Origin of the sequence: Moorella mulderi DSM 14980, assembly GCF_001594015.1 — a bacterium.
Lineage (GTDB): Bacteria > Bacillota > DSM-521 > Neomoorellales > Neomoorellaceae > Neomoorella > Neomoorella mulderi.
On the sequence record NZ_LTBC01000001.1, the window covers coordinates 342615 to 358080 of the forward strand.

Here is a 15466-nt window from a genome sequence, read left to right on the forward strand (position 1 = left end):
CACCCTATCTTGAGGGAGTAATTTCATTCTACCGCAGCAGCTTTTTTCTTCCAAAACAAGAGGCGGCGGAATCCTTGGGAATAGAGGGGCAGGGCCGCCTGCCAGAGCCAGTAGTAAAAGGGGGAATAAACACGGTCGTACTCGCCGATAAACTCGGTAAAGGTGCCGTTGAAGCCCTTCTTAAAGCGATAGAGGCCGTAGAGGGGGTTCTTTTCGTCCAGGTCACCCGGCACGCCGCGGAAGTCGTACATGGTGCACCCCTGTTCCCTGGCCCACAGGATCATGGCCCACTGCAGGAGGTAGTTGGGCATGACGTTGCGGTGGCGGTTGCTGGATGCGCCGTAAAGGTACCAGGCCTTATCACCCATGATAAAGGCCAGGGCGCCGGCAATGGCCTCCCCCTGGTAGTAGGCCAGGAAGAGCCTGGCGTAGCCGCGCTCTACCATTTCCCGCCACATGGTTTCAAAATAACTGTAGGAGCGCACCAGGAAGCGGTCCCTGAGGGTGGTTTCTTTTAAAATCTCATAAAAAACTGGCAGGTCATCCAGGGTACAATCATCTTTGATGGTCACACCCTTTTTTTGCGCCAGGCGGATATTATAGCGGGTTTTGCTGTGCATGTTGGCCAGGAGTTCTTCCGGGGAAGGGGTTAAGTCGAGGCGGAAGACATGGCGTGGCTGGACGCCTTCAAAACCCGCCCCTTTGTTTGCCAGGCGGAAACCCTTTTCCCGCAGCAGCTGCTTTACGGCCGTATCGCTTTCCGGGATATCGGGGTCGATTTTTAGTAAAATAGCCCCTTCCTGCCGCGCCACGCCGTCGATGGCGGCCAGGAGTTCACTGAAGAGGTTAGCGTCATGGAAGTCCACCACCGGTCCCCGGGGGGCATAGAGGATAGATTTGCCAACATAAGGGAGCTGCCTTTTTAGGAGGCTGGCGCAAGCCACGATGCTGCCCCCCTCCTCCAGGACAAGCCGTAAGGGTTGCCATCCGGTAGTGGCCTTCACCTCGCCCCAGCCATAAGACTGGAGAAAATGGCCCTTGGGATGGCTGGCAATGAAAGCGTCAAAGCGCTTTTCCTCCTCCGGGCCGATGAGCCTTGCCTGGCGGTTCATACCCCTCGCCCCCCTTGATAAGCCAGGGCCGCCCCGACAAAGTCCCGGAACAAGGGATGGGGCCGGTTGGGCCGCGATTTAAATTCCGGGTGGAACTGGCTGGCGACAAACCAGGGATGGTCGGCCAGCTCGATGATCTCTACCAGGCGGTTGTCGGGGGAAGTCCCGCTGATGACCATACCCCTGGCCGTGAGTTCCGCCCGGTAGCTGTTATTGAATTCGTAGCGATGGCGGTGGCGCTCGTAGATCACTTCCTCGCCGTAGGCCTGATAGGCTTTCGTCCCCGGTTGCAGCCGGCAGGGATATAGCCCCAGGCGCATGGTACCGCCTTTTTCGGCTATATTCTTTTGTTCCGGTAATAAATCAATGACCGGGTGAGGCGTTTCCGGGTTAATTTCCGCGCTATGAGCTTCTTTAAGGCCGCAGACATGGCGGGCCAGCTCTACCACCGCCAGCTGCATGCCCAGGCAGATACCCAGGTAAGGCACCTTCTTTTCCCGGGCATACCGGGCTGCTAAAATCTTCCCTTCAATGCCCCGGTCACCAAATCCCCCCGGCACCAGGATACCGGCCACACCCTGGAGCTGGTCTAGCCCGCCCCGCTCCAGCTCGGCCGAGTAGATCCAGCGGATATCCACCTGGACGCCGTGGTAGAAACCGGCGTGGCGCAAAGCCTCAACAACGCTTAAGTAGGCGTCGGGCAGGGTTACGTATTTACCCACTAGGGCAATCTCCAGGTGGCGGGTGATGCTCTTCATGCGCTCTACCATGGCCCGCCAGTCATCCATCTGAGCGGGGCCACAATTTAACTTCAGGCGTTCCACCACAATGCTATCCAGGCCTTCCTTTTCCATCAGCAACGGGACTTCATAGATGGAATCAGCATCCCAGGCCTGGATGACGGCATCGGGGTGGATGTCGCAGAAGAGGGCTATTTTTTCCTCCATTTCCCGGGAAAAGGGACGTTCCGTCCGGCAGACGATGATATCGGGTTGGATACCGATGCTGCGCAATTCTTTGACGCTGTGCTGGGTGGGTTTGGTTTTGGCTTCCCTGGCAGCCCGCAGGTAAGGGACAAGGGTGACGTGGATATAGAGGACGCGGTCGCGGCCGATGTCGCTTTTCATCTGGCGGATGGCTTCCAGGAAGGGCAGGGACTCAATGTCGCCCACCGTACCGCCAATCTCGGTGATTACCACATCCGGGTCGCTTTCTTCGGCCACCCGGTAGAGCTGCTCTTTGATCTCATTGGTAATATGGGGTATGACCTGGACCGTACCCCCCAGGTAGTCGCCCCGGCGTTCTTTGGTAATGACCGACCAGTAAATCTTGCCGGCGGTGACATTGCTGGCCCGGGTCAAGTTAATATCGATAAAGCGCTCGTAGTGACCCAGGTCCAGGTCGGTCTCCGCGCCGTCATCGGTGACAAAAACCTCACCGTGCTGGTAGGGGCTCATGGTGCCGGGGTCAATGTTGATATAGGGGTCAAATTTCTGGATGGCGACTTTCAGGCCCCGGCTCTTTAAAAGTCTGCCTAAAGAAGCGGCGGTTATCCCCTTCCCTAAAGAAGATGTGACACCGCCGGTAACAAAGATAAATTTCGCAGGCATAATTTCCTCCGTAAAATGGCTCTTTCGTTCATCCTACATCCTCTCCGGGGCGCTGACCCCCAGGAGGTGCAGGACGTTGCGCAAGGTTATACGCGTAGCTTCCACCAGTACCAGGCGTGCCTTCCTTATTTCCGGGTCGTCGGCCAGGACACGGCAGCTGGTATAAAAGCTGTGGAACAGGCTGGCCAGTTCATGGGCAAAACGGGTGAGCCTATGGGGTTCCAATGCCTGGGCCGCCCCGGCCACCGTTTCCGGTAAGGCGGCAATCTGCTTGATTAACTCCAGTTCGGCCGGCTCTTTTAAAAGATCCAGGCGGGCCTCCCGGGCCGGGGGAACTTCCAGGCCCCTTTCCTTTGCCAGGCGCAGGATACTGCAAATACGGGCATGGGCGTACTGGACGTAGAAAACGGGGTTGTCGGCCGTTTGCGACCGGGCCAGGTCGAGGTCAAATTCCAGGTGGCTGTCGCTCTTCAGCATGACAAAGAAATAACGGGCGGCGTCCCGGCCCACCTCTTCAATTAACTCATTCAACGTTACGTAACGGCCGGTACGCTTGGACATGCGTAAAACCTCGCCGCCCTGGTAAAGGCGGACGAGCTGCATGAGAACCACTTCCAGGCGCCCCGGGTCGTAACCCAGGGCCTGGAGGGCCCCTTTCAGGCGGGCCACATGGCCGTGGTGGTCGGCACCCCAGATATTGATGACCCGTTCAAAGCCCCGCTCGAATTTATTGCGGTGGTAGGCAATATCGGCGGCAAAATAGGTGGGCAGGCCGTTCTTGCGGACCAGCACCTCATCTTTTTCTTCGCCAAAGCGGGTGGCTTTAAACCACAGGGCGCCGTCCTTTTCATAAATATAGCCAGCCCTATCCAGGTCGGCTATGGCGCGGGCAACGGCCCCGGAATCATGCAGGGACTGCTCGCTGAACCAGACGTCATAGGTAACGCCAAAATCCTCCAGCACCTGGCGGATGGCGGCCAGCTTTTCCTCCAGGGCAAAGCGGACCAGCATTTCCCGGCGTAACGCCGGGTCGGCGTCCAGGTACTTGTCCCCGTACCGGTCGATAAAATGGCCCACCGTCTCCACCAGGTCTTCCCCGTGGTAACCATCGGGGGGGATGGTCGCCTCCTGGCCCAGGGCCTGCAGGTAGCGTGCCTCCAGGGAAAGGCCGAAGTTCTCAATCTGGTTGCCGGCGTCGTTAATATAAAACTCACGGGTAACGTCGTAGCCCACGGCTGTGAGGAGGTTGGCAATACTGTCTCCCAGGGCCGCTCCCCGGGCATTGCCCATATGCAAGAGGCCGGTAGGATTGGCGCTGACAAACTCCACCTGGACCTTAACCCCCTGGCCGATATTGGACCAGCCGTAATGCTCGTCTTCGGCCAGGACGGCCGGCAATACCGGCAAGAGCCACTGGTTGTCCAGGGTAAAATTAATAAAGCCCGGTCCGGCCACCTCGATCCTGGCCACGCCGGGTTGGGGTATTTCCAGGTGTCGCACCAGTGCTTCCGCTACGTTCCTGGGTGACTGGCGGGCCTGCCTGGCCAGCAACAAGGCCAGGTTAGCAGCAAAGTCGCCGTGAGATTTATCCCGCGGCGCCTCAATTACAAAATCAGGCAGCGCTTCAAAGCTTATCTCGCCGGCTGCCCGGGCGGCGGCAGCGGCATCCCTCAATGCCGCTGCCAGCCGCCTCCTGGTTTCCTGGACTATATTCACGCCCTGCCTGTACTCCTTTTTCTTGATTATTTCAATCCTCTACTCCCCCGGCAAGATGAAAGCCTGCCTTTCCCTCCCGCTCCGGGGAGCAGCTATCCACCTCTAAAAAATCTTCCCCTTAGCGTTTTACGCTCATGGTTTTTAAGCATAACTCTCCAGGTGCTCAACCGTGATCTCTAACTGGTTGTCGCTGATTTTCTTCTGGCCGACCTGCAATTCATACTCTAGATTAATACTTCCGCCCTGTTCTGTCAAGTCGACTTCCACTTTAGAAGGTAATACGGTAATCTTCATAGTGCCGTATGGAGTTACATAGAAGCCGGCATTTAAAATACCTGCTTCAAAGGTCGTTTTTTGCTCGGCCGTACCCATGCGGTTCAAGGTAACCCGCCGGGGTTCGACCTTTAAAGTTGTGGTGGTACCCTCCATTCCCGATAGACTGGTTTCATTGTAAAGGATGTAGTAGTGTTGATCCCGGATGAAGAAGCGACCTTCGGTAACCAGCTCGATGGAATCCTTTTCCCCCAGCTCGTTGGTCTGGGTGCCCTTGACCTTTACCAGTACGTCCTTCTTCAAGCCTCGCACATCCCTTCGGGATTTTTTGGGGTCCTTAAGTTATAATTCTCCAGAAAAGACTGATCTCCTTTTTATTTTTAACGATAATTTAACAATTCTCGTTGTTAATTATACCTTGCTATAGCAAATATTGCCTTGATAAAAAAGAAAGCTCCTCGCTTTGGAGCTTATGCTTATCAAACTGCCAGGTGATAGGCCGGCCATTGCCCGGCTACTTCCCGCCCGCCAGGACCGCAGCCTTTTCAAGGAATACACCTGTGGGGGCCAGGCCGCGGCCGACAGCCAGGGCTACCGGCGCCAGCTCGCCCATCAGGCGGTCAAAGGTTTCCGGGTGCAGGGACTGGGGACCGTCGCAAAGGGCCCGGGCCGGGTCGGGGTGAACCTCGATGATCAGCCCGTCGGCGCCGGCAGCCACCGCGGCCCGGGCCATGGGCAAGACCAGGCGCCAGCTCCCCGTACCATGGCTGGGGTCAACTATCACCGGCAGGTGGGAGTTTTCTTTGACCACAGCTACGGCAGCCAGGTCGAGGGTGAAACGGGTGGCCGTCTCAAAGGTACGGATCCCCCGCTCGCACAAAATCACATTGGGATTGCCGCTGTCCAGGATGTATTCGGCCGCCATGAGCCACTCTTCGATGGTCGCCGCCAGGCCCCGCTTCAGGAGGATGGGCTTGCCGGTAGCACCGGCTTCCTTTAGCAGGCGGAAGTTCTGCATGTTGCGGGCGCCAATCTGGATGGCGTCGGCATATTCAGCCACCAGGGCCACATCCCGGGTGTCCACGGCTTCGGTGACAAAGGGCAGCCCTACCTCCTCCCGCACCCGGGCCAGCATTTTAAGGCCTTCCTCCTCCAGGCCCTGGAAGGCATAGGGAGAGGTGCGAGGTTTAAAGGCGCCGCCGCGCAAGATCTGGGCTCCGGCGGCCTTGACGGCCCGGGCCGCGCTCAAAAGCTGTTCCTCGCTTTCCACGGCACAGGGCCCGGCCATGACCACCAGGCCGCGGCCCCCTACCGGCACCCCGCCGACCCGCACCATGGTCGGCGTCTCCTTCAGTTCCCGGCTGACCAGTTTATAGGGCTTCATAATGGGGACGATTTTTTCCACCCCGGGCAGGTTGATGATAGCTTCCGAACTCAGGGCTTTCTTGTCGCCAATGGCGCCGATAACGGTCTTTTCCTGGCCATAGATGGGGTGGGTCTTAAAGCCCAGTTCTACCAGGCGTTCACTTACAGCCTCGATATGTTCCCGGGTTGCTCCCGGTTTCATAACGATGATCATAGTCCATTCCTCCCTCCTGGAAATAACGGCAAAATAAAAACTCCCCGTCTTAGGGACGAGGAGTTGTACCCGCGGTACCACCCTATTTGGCTGCGGCAAGCAGCCCGCTCATTACAGGGTACGGGAAAAGCGTCTCCATTGGAAACCCTTCCGATACCCCCTCCCTTTTAACGGCGGGAAGCTCCGGCCCGGCCTACCCAGCCGGTTGTTACCGGCCTTCAGCCTGCTCCTCCGGGGAGAACTTCAGCTCTAGCTTCCCGGCCGGTCTCCCACCACCACCGGCTCGCTGGGCAGGCCGCTAAAGCCTACTTTTCCCCGTCATGGGATTTATTCTTTACAGGTTGTGTAAGGATAATTTAGCAGAAGGACCGGCCCGGCGTCAAGGGGTAAAAGAAAGTTCCTCCAGGGTTTTACCCTTTGTTTCAATACCTAAGAGAAGCATTCCCAGAGCCGTGACGACAAAGACAGCGGTAAAGAGGAGGAAGATCACCGGATAGGCTGCCGCCTGGCCCATAAGGACCAGCATCTGCCCTACAATCAGGGGAGCGAGGATGGCGCCAATGCGGCCGCAGAAGGAGGCCCAGCCGGAACCGGTAGCCCGGATGGCCGTGGGGTAAAGTTCCGGCGTATAGGCGTAAAGGACGCCCCAGGCTCCCAGGTTAAAGAAGTAGACTGCCAGGCCCCAGAGAATAAGCTGGCTGGTGGTGGTACTGAGGGAGAACATATAGGCTGCTCCACCGCTCAAGGCCAGGTAAGTCACCAGGGTGGCTTTACGGCCGATCTTCTCCACCAGGTAAGCGGCGCTGAAGTAGCCCGGTACCTGGCCCAGGGTCATGATTAACACGTATTCAAAGCTCTTGATGATGGCAAAACCCCTGCCCACCATCAGGGAAGGCAACCAGGTGACAATGCCGTAATAGGAAAAGTTAATCCCGAACCATAAGAGCCACAGGCAGAGGGTGCGCCGGAAATAGCGCCGGGACCAGAGATCGCTGAAGGTTACCCTGGCTGCAGTTTCACCCTCCCCTTCCGGGCCAGGTAGTATTTCTCCCGCAGGGCCGCCGCTGCTATTCTCCACCATGGCCACTATTGCTTCAGCCGCTTCAACTTCACCTGTTTTCTCCAGGTAGCGGGGAGATTCCGGCAGGGCGCGGCGCAAAACGGCAGCATACAGGGCCGGCAAGGCGCCGATAAAGAAGGCTGTGCGCCAGCCCCATCTGGGTACGGCCAGGTAGCCGATTAATGCCGCAGCGATCCAGCCAAAGGCCCAGAAGCTTTCCAGCAGGACGACCATGCGCCCCCGGTATCTAGCAGGAGAAAATTCGCTCATCAGGGTAAAGGCTACCGGCACCTCGGCTCCCAGGCCCAGGCCCACCAGGAAGCGCCAAAACATCAGCCAGGGATAACTAACTGCCAGTCCCGCCAGGAAAGTAGCTATACCATAGAAAATCAGGGTGTAAGTGAAGACCTTTTTGCGTCCCAGGAGATCGCTTAAAGTGCCGCCTGCAACTGCGCCCAGGCCCATCCCCAAAAGACCAATACTGCCCAGGGCCCCCATCTGGGCGGCAGAAAGGTGCCAATCTTTACCCACTGCCGGCAAAACAAAAGAGACCAGGCCCACATCCATGGCATCAAAAAGCCAGCCGATGCCGCAGATAAGAAGCAGCCGGTAATGAAAGGCCCCCAGGGGTAGTCCCTCTAAACGCCGGGCAATACTCAAAGGACCATCTCCTTTCTTTGCCACGATAAGATCTTTTGCCTTTACCTATCTTATCATATGTAAAGACACGTGTAAAGTCATATTACGGGCCTGAGATCTAAGTGTCCGGCCAGGAAACCGGCAGTAGGGGGGTGTAAAATATAAAACGCCTCCGGGTACTTTACCGCACCCGGAGGCGCCATTGCCTTTTACTTCTGCAAAAGGCGCTGTAAAGGCGGTACCACCTGTTTTTTGCGGGACATAACCCCGGGCAAAAAGACCCTGCTCACCCCCGGAGCAACATTGAAGGCCCGCTCCACGGCCCGCGCCTGGGGACCGGTGAAAAGCAGCTCCGTGCCGTTACGCATCAAATCGGTGACCATCAGGACAATGAGATCATAATTCCTTTCTACCTGGAGCTTTTCCAGTTCAGCCAGGAGTTCTTCCCGCCCCACCGGTAGGGTACCGGGATCGACAATCTCAATCTGGCCAATGCCGACCATGGTGCCGCCAAAGTTGAAGTTTTTAAAGTCTTCCAGGATAATCTCCCTTCCCGAGCGGCCGGCCAGGGAAGAACCGGCCCGGAACATTTCCCGGCCGAACTCATTAACATCTATCCCTGCTATCCCGGCCAGCCACTCCGCCTGCTCTTTATCGGTTAAGGTGCTTGTTGGTGATTTAAAAAGCAAGGTGTCGGAAAGGATGGCCGCGCATAAGATGCCGGCAACAGCCTTTTCGGGCTCAAAGCCCTGTTCCCGGTACATCTTGCTGACAATGGTGGCCGTACTCCCTACCGGTTCATTGCGGACCATAACGGGTTCTGCCGTTTCGATGTCGGCCAGGCGGTGGTGATCAATAACCTCCTGGATCTTAGCTTCTTCAATGCCGGGCACGGCCTGGCTCTTTTCATTATGATCCACCAGGATGACCCTTTTGCCCCGCATGGCCAGCAGGTGATAGCGGGCAATTAAACCCACCAGGCAGTGGTCGTCGTCAACCACCGGGTAATTGCGGTAACGCGTGTCCAGCATGGTCTGGCGGACTTCCGTAATGAGATCGTCCTGGTGAAAAACCACCAGGTTATCCCTGTGCATTACCTTTTGGACGGGCTCGTCCATGGGTACGTTGCCGGTATCCCAGGCTTCCAGGAGTAACCGCGCCAGGTCTCCCACTGTAAAGAGGCCCAGGAGGCGCCGCTCATTATCGACGACGGCCAGGGTTTTAACGCCGTGCTGGCGCATAAAAATCCCGGCCTGGCGCACCGTCGCTTCCGGGTGGATGAAGAGGAGCCCGCCGTCCAGGACATCCTTTACCCGCGTACGGACATCATCCACTAGGGGCGGTACAGTTACCTCGAAATAAGAAAGGACAAACTCCGTTTCCCTGTTGAGCTTCCCGCACCTGGCGGCCTGGAAGCCCCCCTGGTGCAGCTCATTCTTTAAAGCGGCATAACCGATGGCCGCGGCAATAGAATCCGTATCCGGTCGCTGGTGCCCGATTACCAGGATCTCTTTACCCATGGTCTTAATCTCTCCCTCAAAAAAACTTTCTTACAGCTTCGTTCCCGGGGCAGGGTACCCTCCGAATAGCCCGTCCTTTTATTTTTAGCCTCTATAAATTCTATTGTAAGTAGCAAGAAAAGACAAGGGTTGAGGAAGGAGGGTTGCTTAACGGTGGTAGGTTTCTCCACGCTGGATTTTATAAGCCCGGTAGAGCTGTTCGAGGAGGATTAAGCGCATGAGCTGGTGGGGAAAGGTAAAGCGGGAAAAGGAGAGGCGCAAGTCAGCAAACTCCAGGAGTTCTCTAGCCAGGCCCAGGGTACCGCCAATGACAAAGGCCAGGTCATTGCGCCCGTCCAAGGCTAGATCAGCCAGCCGCGTGGCCAGCTCTTCCGAAGACAGCATCACGCCCTCCCGGTCCAGGGCGATGGTATAAGCGCCAGGCCGCAAGAGGCGCTTCAGCCCTGCTCCTTCAGCGGCCAGGACCTGCTCGACCCGGGCCGGGGACAAATGATCCGGGACCTTTTCTTCCGGCCCCTCCAGGATACGCACCCGGGCATAGGGCTGCAGGCGCTTTAAGTATTCGTTTATCCCGGCACTTAAATATTGCTCCCGGACACGGCCAACGGCTATAATGTCAATGTGCTGCATGCTTCCTTATTTCGACGGCATTTCACCCAGGGTTACCGTAAAATTAAGTTGCTTTTTGCTTGCCAGGCGGACAACAGTTAAAGTTACTTTATCCCCCGGCGATTTTTTATTAATCAAGCGCTGGATGTCGGCGTAACTCGCCACCTTATTGTTGTCCACGGCGATAATGACATCGCCCACCTGCAACCTGGCCTTAGCCGCCGGGCCATCATTAAAGATGCCGCCGATATATACCCCCTCCGGTATATTATACCACCGGGCCATTTCCGGGGTAATCTCCCGGAGGTTATAAACGCCCAGGAAAGGATGGGTAACATAGCCCCGGGTTAAAATCTGGTCGATAATTGGCCGGACGTCGTTAATAGGGATGGCAAACCCCATGCCCTCCACCCCGCTCGCGGCTATTTTAACGCTGTTGATGCCGATAACTTCCCCCCTTAAATTTACCAGGGCGCCGCCGCTGTTGCCGGGGTTAATGGGAGCGTCGGTCTGCAGGGTCCGCAGGGTGATCTCTACTCCGTGGGGCCCGGGCACGGTCACTTCCCGGTTCAAGGCACTGATAACCCCCACCGTTACTGAACGGGCAAATGCCCGGCCCAGGGGGTTACCAATGGCCACTACCGTCTCCCCTACCTGCACAGCGCCCGAATCCCCCAGGCGGGCCTGGGGCAAATTGGTTCCCTTGATCTGCAGAACTGCCAGGTCGCTACGCTCGTCGGCTCCCACCAATGTGGCCGGGTAAACCTGGTCATGATCGAGGCTGACGGTGACCCTCTCGGCGCCGGCAATAACGTGGTTATTGGTGACAATATAGCCGTTGGTACCGTCAAAAATGACGCCGGAACCCTGTTTTACCCCGGCATCACCGGTAAAACTATGGCCCGTCAAGGCCGCCACCCCGACGACGGTCGGGCCCACCTGCCTGGCAATGGTAACTACCGGTGAACTGGCCGTAAACTGGACCGGTTGTCCTGCCGGTGGGGTTAACTGGGCCGGAGGTCCAGGTGCCGGCGCCAGGGGTCGCTGCACCAGGCGCGGGGCCAAAACAATGGCCATCCCGGCACCAAGGGCCGCACTGAGAAAAAATAGCAGGACTACTGCCAGGACCCGCATGTACTTAAAGCTGCTGGAAGAAAGATAACGCAAAAATATGCCCTCCTCTTTCAGTTCTAATATTGCCTGCTCTCCCCTTCTTTATAATGTAAAAGTTAAAAAAAGCCCCCGGAAGCCATTCCAGGAGCTAAGGAAAAAAGCTATAAGGGAGGATGGTTGGGCAGTTTAACGTCATGCCCGGGACTACCTACTGTGACCGCCGGAACAGTGGGCCACCGGGCGCAGGAAGTACCTCTTGCGCTTGAGCATGTAATCACACCTCCATTTTGGCAAATAATACCCTTATAGGGTATATTCCCATGGTTTTAATATAACCCGGAGATGTGATATTTTTGTGAAGGAAAGTTAAAGGCTTTGTGAAAACTTGCTTACGGGAATTTCCCTGGCAAAGGCACCCTCAAAGCCAGCGCTACTGGTACCCAGAACTTCCTGGAAAGCCCGGTCCAGGGTGGCCCCCTGGCCGAGGCGTTCCAGGACTTGGTGCAGGGCCGGTAAGCCCCAGCGTTCTACCAGGTATTCAACCATTAAAAACGACTGGCGGTAAGCCAGGGCCTGGTCAGGCAGGCTATCAAAACCGTAATCCATAGCCTTTAAGGGATACCAGCCGGTAGCGCCCGGCGAACCCGGCATGGTAAAGCCAGTAAGTTCCTTTTCCACATACTGGGCAATACCTTCCGTCAGCCAGCGCGGGTAATTACCCCTGGCCTTCTCGTCAACCAAAAGGTGGGTCAATTCATGGGCCATAGGTCCCGAGGCGGCAAAAATGCCGGCAATCTCTCCCGGGTCCTGACTGGCCACCCAGTCATAGGGCGAAAGGACGCGAATAACCCCGCCCCAGTAAACCCCCATGGCACTTTCGCTGGCCGCCCAGCCAAACTGGCGCGCGAGACTCTCCCGGTCCGGGTAAAGGATAATTAAAGTTTTACCCTGTGGTTCGTATTGTAACATGGCGCCCGCCGGCCCGTAAGCCTCCTCGGCAGTTTCCAGGACCAAGGGGGCTATGGCTGCATCCTCCGGCCGGTAGCGGAGGCGGAAATGGGTGCTATCTATCTCCAGCCAGTTGCGGGTCTGCCAGGCGGTATGTCCCGTCACTACCTGGCGGACCAGGCTGTAGCTCAGGGTACGCGGTAATGCCGTAGTACGGGCCAGGATAACTCCCGTAACTACCAGCATAGCCAGGTAGATGGCAATGATTGCCTGCCACCAGTGTTGGAACATGTTTCTCCCCTCCCCCAGGGGCTCCTCTGCCTGGATTATACTATATTCCTGCTGTAGCTTCACTGGTAATGAGTGTAAAAAATCCGGAGCCAGTTTAGCTCCGGATTTAAAAGTAGTTCGCTTTTTGGTGTCTACTGGAAATTGCCGGGCCGGTCTGGTGAAAGTTTACTTTACTTCATAACCAGCCTCAGCTACAGCCTTTTTCATAGCTTCCAGGTTTACCTTAGCAGGATCATAAGTAACGTGGGCCGTTTTAGCCGCCAGGTCAACTGCTACTGCCGTGATGCCTTCCAGGCCCCTCAGGGCCTTTTCCACGCTCATTTTACAGTGATTACAGGTCATCCCTTCAACCTGCAGGGTGGCTTCAGCCATTGTTTCACCCCTCCTTTCTACAGGCCGGCCAGGTAGCGTTCGGCCGCCATGGCCGCCACTGCCCCGTCACCTACAGCCGTACTCACCTGGCGGAAATCCTTGGACCGGACGTCGCCAGCGGCAAAAACACCGGGGATGGAAGTGGCCAGATTTTCGCGGGTAACAATATACCCCTGGGAATCCAGGGTCAGGGCCCCCTTCAGGAAACCAGTGTTGGGCTCCAGGCCGATAAAGATAAAGATCCCGTCAAAGGCTTCTTCCCTGGTGGTACCGCTTTTTACATCTTTTAACTCCAGGCTGCTGACCTTTTCCCGGCCCATGATCCTGGTTACAACTGTATTCCAATGGAAGGAAATCTTGGGGTTATCCCGGGCCCGTTCCTGGAGTACTTTCGTTGCCCTTAAGGCGTCACGGCGGTGGATAATGGTCACCTGGCTGGCAAAGCGGGTCAGAAAGAGAGCTTCTTCCACTGCCGAGTCACCCCCGCCGACTACAGCGACCTTTTTGTCCCGGAAGAAAGCGCCGTCGCAGGTGGCGCAGTAGGAAACGCCCCGGCCGCGAAACTCCTCTTCCCCCGGTACTCCCAGGGGCCGCGGGTGAGCACCGCTGGCGATGATTATTGCCCTGGCCGTAAACTCGCCGCTCCCGGTGAAGGCTTTTTTAATTTCCCCGTTAAGCTCCACTCTCTGGACTGTGGTCATCTCTATCCTGGCACCGAAACGCTGGGCCTGTTCGGCAAACTTCATGGCGAGTTCCATACCGTTAATGCCTTCGGGGAAGCCAGGATAATTTTCAATCCTGTCCGTCTGGCCGGCCTGACCACCAGGAGCACCCATCTCCAGCACCACGGTATCCAGCCCGCCCCGGGCGCCGTAAAGAGCCGCCGTCAGCCCGGCCGGCCCCCCACCGATAATTAGCAAATCATGGGGCATCTTGCTCTACCTCCTTTGCAAAGTAACATATCGCCTCAAGTCTTAGTAATGGCTTACGGATCGCCCGCTCTTAGGCAGGGCTCCCGGGACTATGGCTATATTATGCACCCCCTTAAAGTCCATCATGCCTTCCTTCTATGTTTAAACTATAGTTATTATACGCTCCCACTTTAGTCCAGGCAAGAGCGGACAAGAAAAAATCCCTGGGACTTGTCCACAGGGATGGCAATAAAAATCTAATTTAAAAATCCATACGGGTTACGGAAACTACCATTGACCAGGACTTCAAAGTGGAGGTGGGATCCGGTGGTACGGCCGCTAACACCTACATAGCCGATGACCTGTCCCCGGCTCACCCGCTGGCCCACGCGGACGTTAAAGTCCGATAAGTGGGCATACCGGGTGACCAGGCCCCCACCGTGGTCAATGGCAATCATCCGGCCGTAGCCGCCGTCGTAACCGGCAAAGGTTACCGTCCCGGCCTCGGCGGCCCCTACCGGCTGCCCGACGTAACCATCAATATCCATGCCCGAGTGGAACTCCCGGCCGCGATAACCATAGGGGGAAGTAATAGAGCCGCGGATGGGCCATGCCAGGCGGCCGGAACCGCCGCGGGAAGCCAGGACTACCCGCGTACCCCGTTCCACTATTTTAGTGACAGGTTCTTTGAGTACCTGCTCCTGGATAACTTTTTTCTCAACCTGGACGCCATTTTTGGTCACTACCTGGTAGGTAACCAGCCGTTCGCCCTCTGACCCCGCCTGTTTTACTCTTTCCTGGCCTCGTAAGAGGTCGGTATTCGTTTCTACTTTCACTTCATAGGGAACAGGCTCTTTCACTTCCTGTCTATAGACGACCATTACCTGGAGAAGGGGCTTCTCTGTCGTGAGTCGCAACCGCTGGCCAATATCCAGGCGTTCGCCCTTGAGTTCCGGATTGGCTGCTCTAATATCGTCGACCAGCAAGCCGTGTTCCCGGGCGATGGTCCACAGGGAATCGCCTTCTTTAACGATATACTCCTGGCTTGCAGTAGAAGTTCCCTTGAGCCTGGCCAGGGCTGCCTCCGGGCTTAAAATTTCTTCTGGCCGGGCCGGGCGGTGCTCATAGGCTACCTGCTCCAGGAACCTGACCTCCTGGATCTCCCCGTTCCCCGGCGGCGGTAGGTAGGCTTGTTTTAATTCGGCCAGTACCGCTTCCGCAATACTATCATCCCGCACGATAAGCTCTGGTTGACCGTTAATGGTTATTACCGTCGCTGCCGCCACGAAATGTAGCGTGCCTTGCAATATATTTTTCAATTGCTGGCCATCCACGATTTCCCGCGGGTTGACCCGGACTTTTTTATAGTCAACCTGGTCGGTGATCTGTAATCCCTGGTAACTTCCTGCCCCGCGTTCCTTGAGGACATCCTGGATAACCTGGTTGACATCAACCCGGCTGGTAACTACAGCCACCTGCCGGCCGTTAATTATTACTGCCCAGGCGTTGGGAGCGGTAAACTGGTACCATCCTGCCAGCAGCAGCAATCCCCCGGCCAGGATACCGCTTAGTAAGCAAACCTTTTTTTTCTTCCTGCCGTCTGTTTCTTTCCACCGTGCTGGCCATTCCTTTAAGAAACGACCTGCTGCGGCCGCCACATCGGGCAACTTACCTGGCGGCGGCATGACATTCCTCCTTTCCCCCTTTATACGC

13 protein-coding genes and 1 other annotated feature are annotated in these 15466 nt (G+C 56.6%); all 13 genes read right to left on the minus strand.

Annotation, left to right across the window (positions count from 1 at the left end; genetic code table 11):
* Positions 1–23 precede the first annotated feature (23 nt).
* Entirely contained in the window at positions 24–1112 is a 1089-nt protein-coding gene (locus MOMUL_RS01700) for a lipid II:glycine glycyltransferase FemX (protein WP_062280733.1), read from the minus strand.
* Complete coding sequence (gene pyrG, locus MOMUL_RS01705; protein ID WP_062280736.1) at positions 1109–2722, minus strand: CTP synthase; 1614 nt, start codon at positions 2720–2722, stop codon at positions 1109–1111. The genes MOMUL_RS01700 and pyrG overlap by 4 nt, the downstream gene beginning before the upstream one ends.
* A 33-nt stretch (positions 2723–2755) precedes the next feature.
* The gene (argS, locus tag MOMUL_RS01710) at positions 2756–4438 is read right to left on the minus strand and encodes an arginine--tRNA ligase (protein ID WP_062280739.1); all 1683 of its coding nucleotides are present in this window, start codon (positions 4436–4438) and stop codon (positions 2756–2758) included.
* 141 nt (positions 4439–4579) lie between these two features.
* Positions 4580–5014 carry a YwiB family protein gene (locus MOMUL_RS01715; RefSeq protein WP_054937458.1) on the minus strand — a complete coding sequence of 145 codons (435 nt, stop codon included), beginning with the start codon at positions 5012–5014 and terminating at the stop codon, positions 4580–4582.
* 211 nt (positions 5015–5225) lie between these two features.
* The gene (gene aroF / locus MOMUL_RS01720) at positions 5226–6290 is read right to left on the minus strand and encodes a 3-deoxy-7-phosphoheptulonate synthase (protein WP_062280742.1); all 1065 of its coding nucleotides are present in this window, start codon (positions 6288–6290) and stop codon (positions 5226–5228) included.
* Between the two features lie 48 nt (positions 6291–6338).
* Positions 6339–6621, minus strand: a binding site (T-box leader).
* 48 nt (positions 6622–6669) lie between these two features.
* Positions 6670–8010 (minus strand): MFS transporter, encoded by a 1341-nt coding sequence (locus tag MOMUL_RS01725; protein ID WP_062280745.1) that lies wholly within the window; start codon positions 8008–8010, stop codon positions 6670–6672.
* Between the two features lie 188 nt (positions 8011–8198).
* Entirely contained in the window at positions 8199–9509 is a 1311-nt protein-coding gene (locus tag MOMUL_RS01730) for a putative manganese-dependent inorganic diphosphatase (RefSeq protein WP_062280748.1), read from the minus strand.
* A gap of 147 nt (positions 9510–9656) precedes the next feature.
* Positions 9657–10139, minus strand: a complete 483-nt coding sequence (gene rlmH / locus MOMUL_RS01735) for a 23S rRNA (pseudouridine(1915)-N(3))-methyltransferase RlmH (protein ID WP_062280750.1) — start codon at positions 10137–10139, stop codon at positions 9657–9659.
* 6 nt (positions 10140–10145) lie between these two features.
* A complete protein-coding gene (locus MOMUL_RS01740; protein WP_062280752.1) occupies positions 10146–11285 on the minus strand; it encodes a S1C family serine protease in 1140 nt (379 codons plus the stop codon).
* A gap of 312 nt (positions 11286–11597) precedes the next feature.
* A complete protein-coding gene (locus MOMUL_RS01745; protein WP_062280754.1) occupies positions 11598–12470 on the minus strand; it encodes a peptidase MA family metallohydrolase in 873 nt (290 codons plus the stop codon).
* A gap of 165 nt (positions 12471–12635) precedes the next feature.
* Positions 12636–12842 (minus strand): copper chaperone CopZ, encoded by a 207-nt coding sequence (copZ, locus tag MOMUL_RS01750; protein ID WP_062280756.1) that lies wholly within the window; start codon positions 12840–12842, stop codon positions 12636–12638.
* 17 nt (positions 12843–12859) lie between these two features.
* A complete protein-coding gene (gene trxB, locus MOMUL_RS01755; RefSeq protein ID WP_062280758.1) occupies positions 12860–13774 on the minus strand; it encodes a thioredoxin-disulfide reductase in 915 nt (304 codons plus the stop codon).
* Between the two features lie 236 nt (positions 13775–14010).
* Complete coding sequence (locus tag MOMUL_RS01760) at positions 14011–15438, minus strand: M23 family metallopeptidase (protein WP_062280761.1); 1428 nt, start codon at positions 15436–15438, stop codon at positions 14011–14013.
* Positions 15439–15466: the final 28 nt, after the last annotated feature.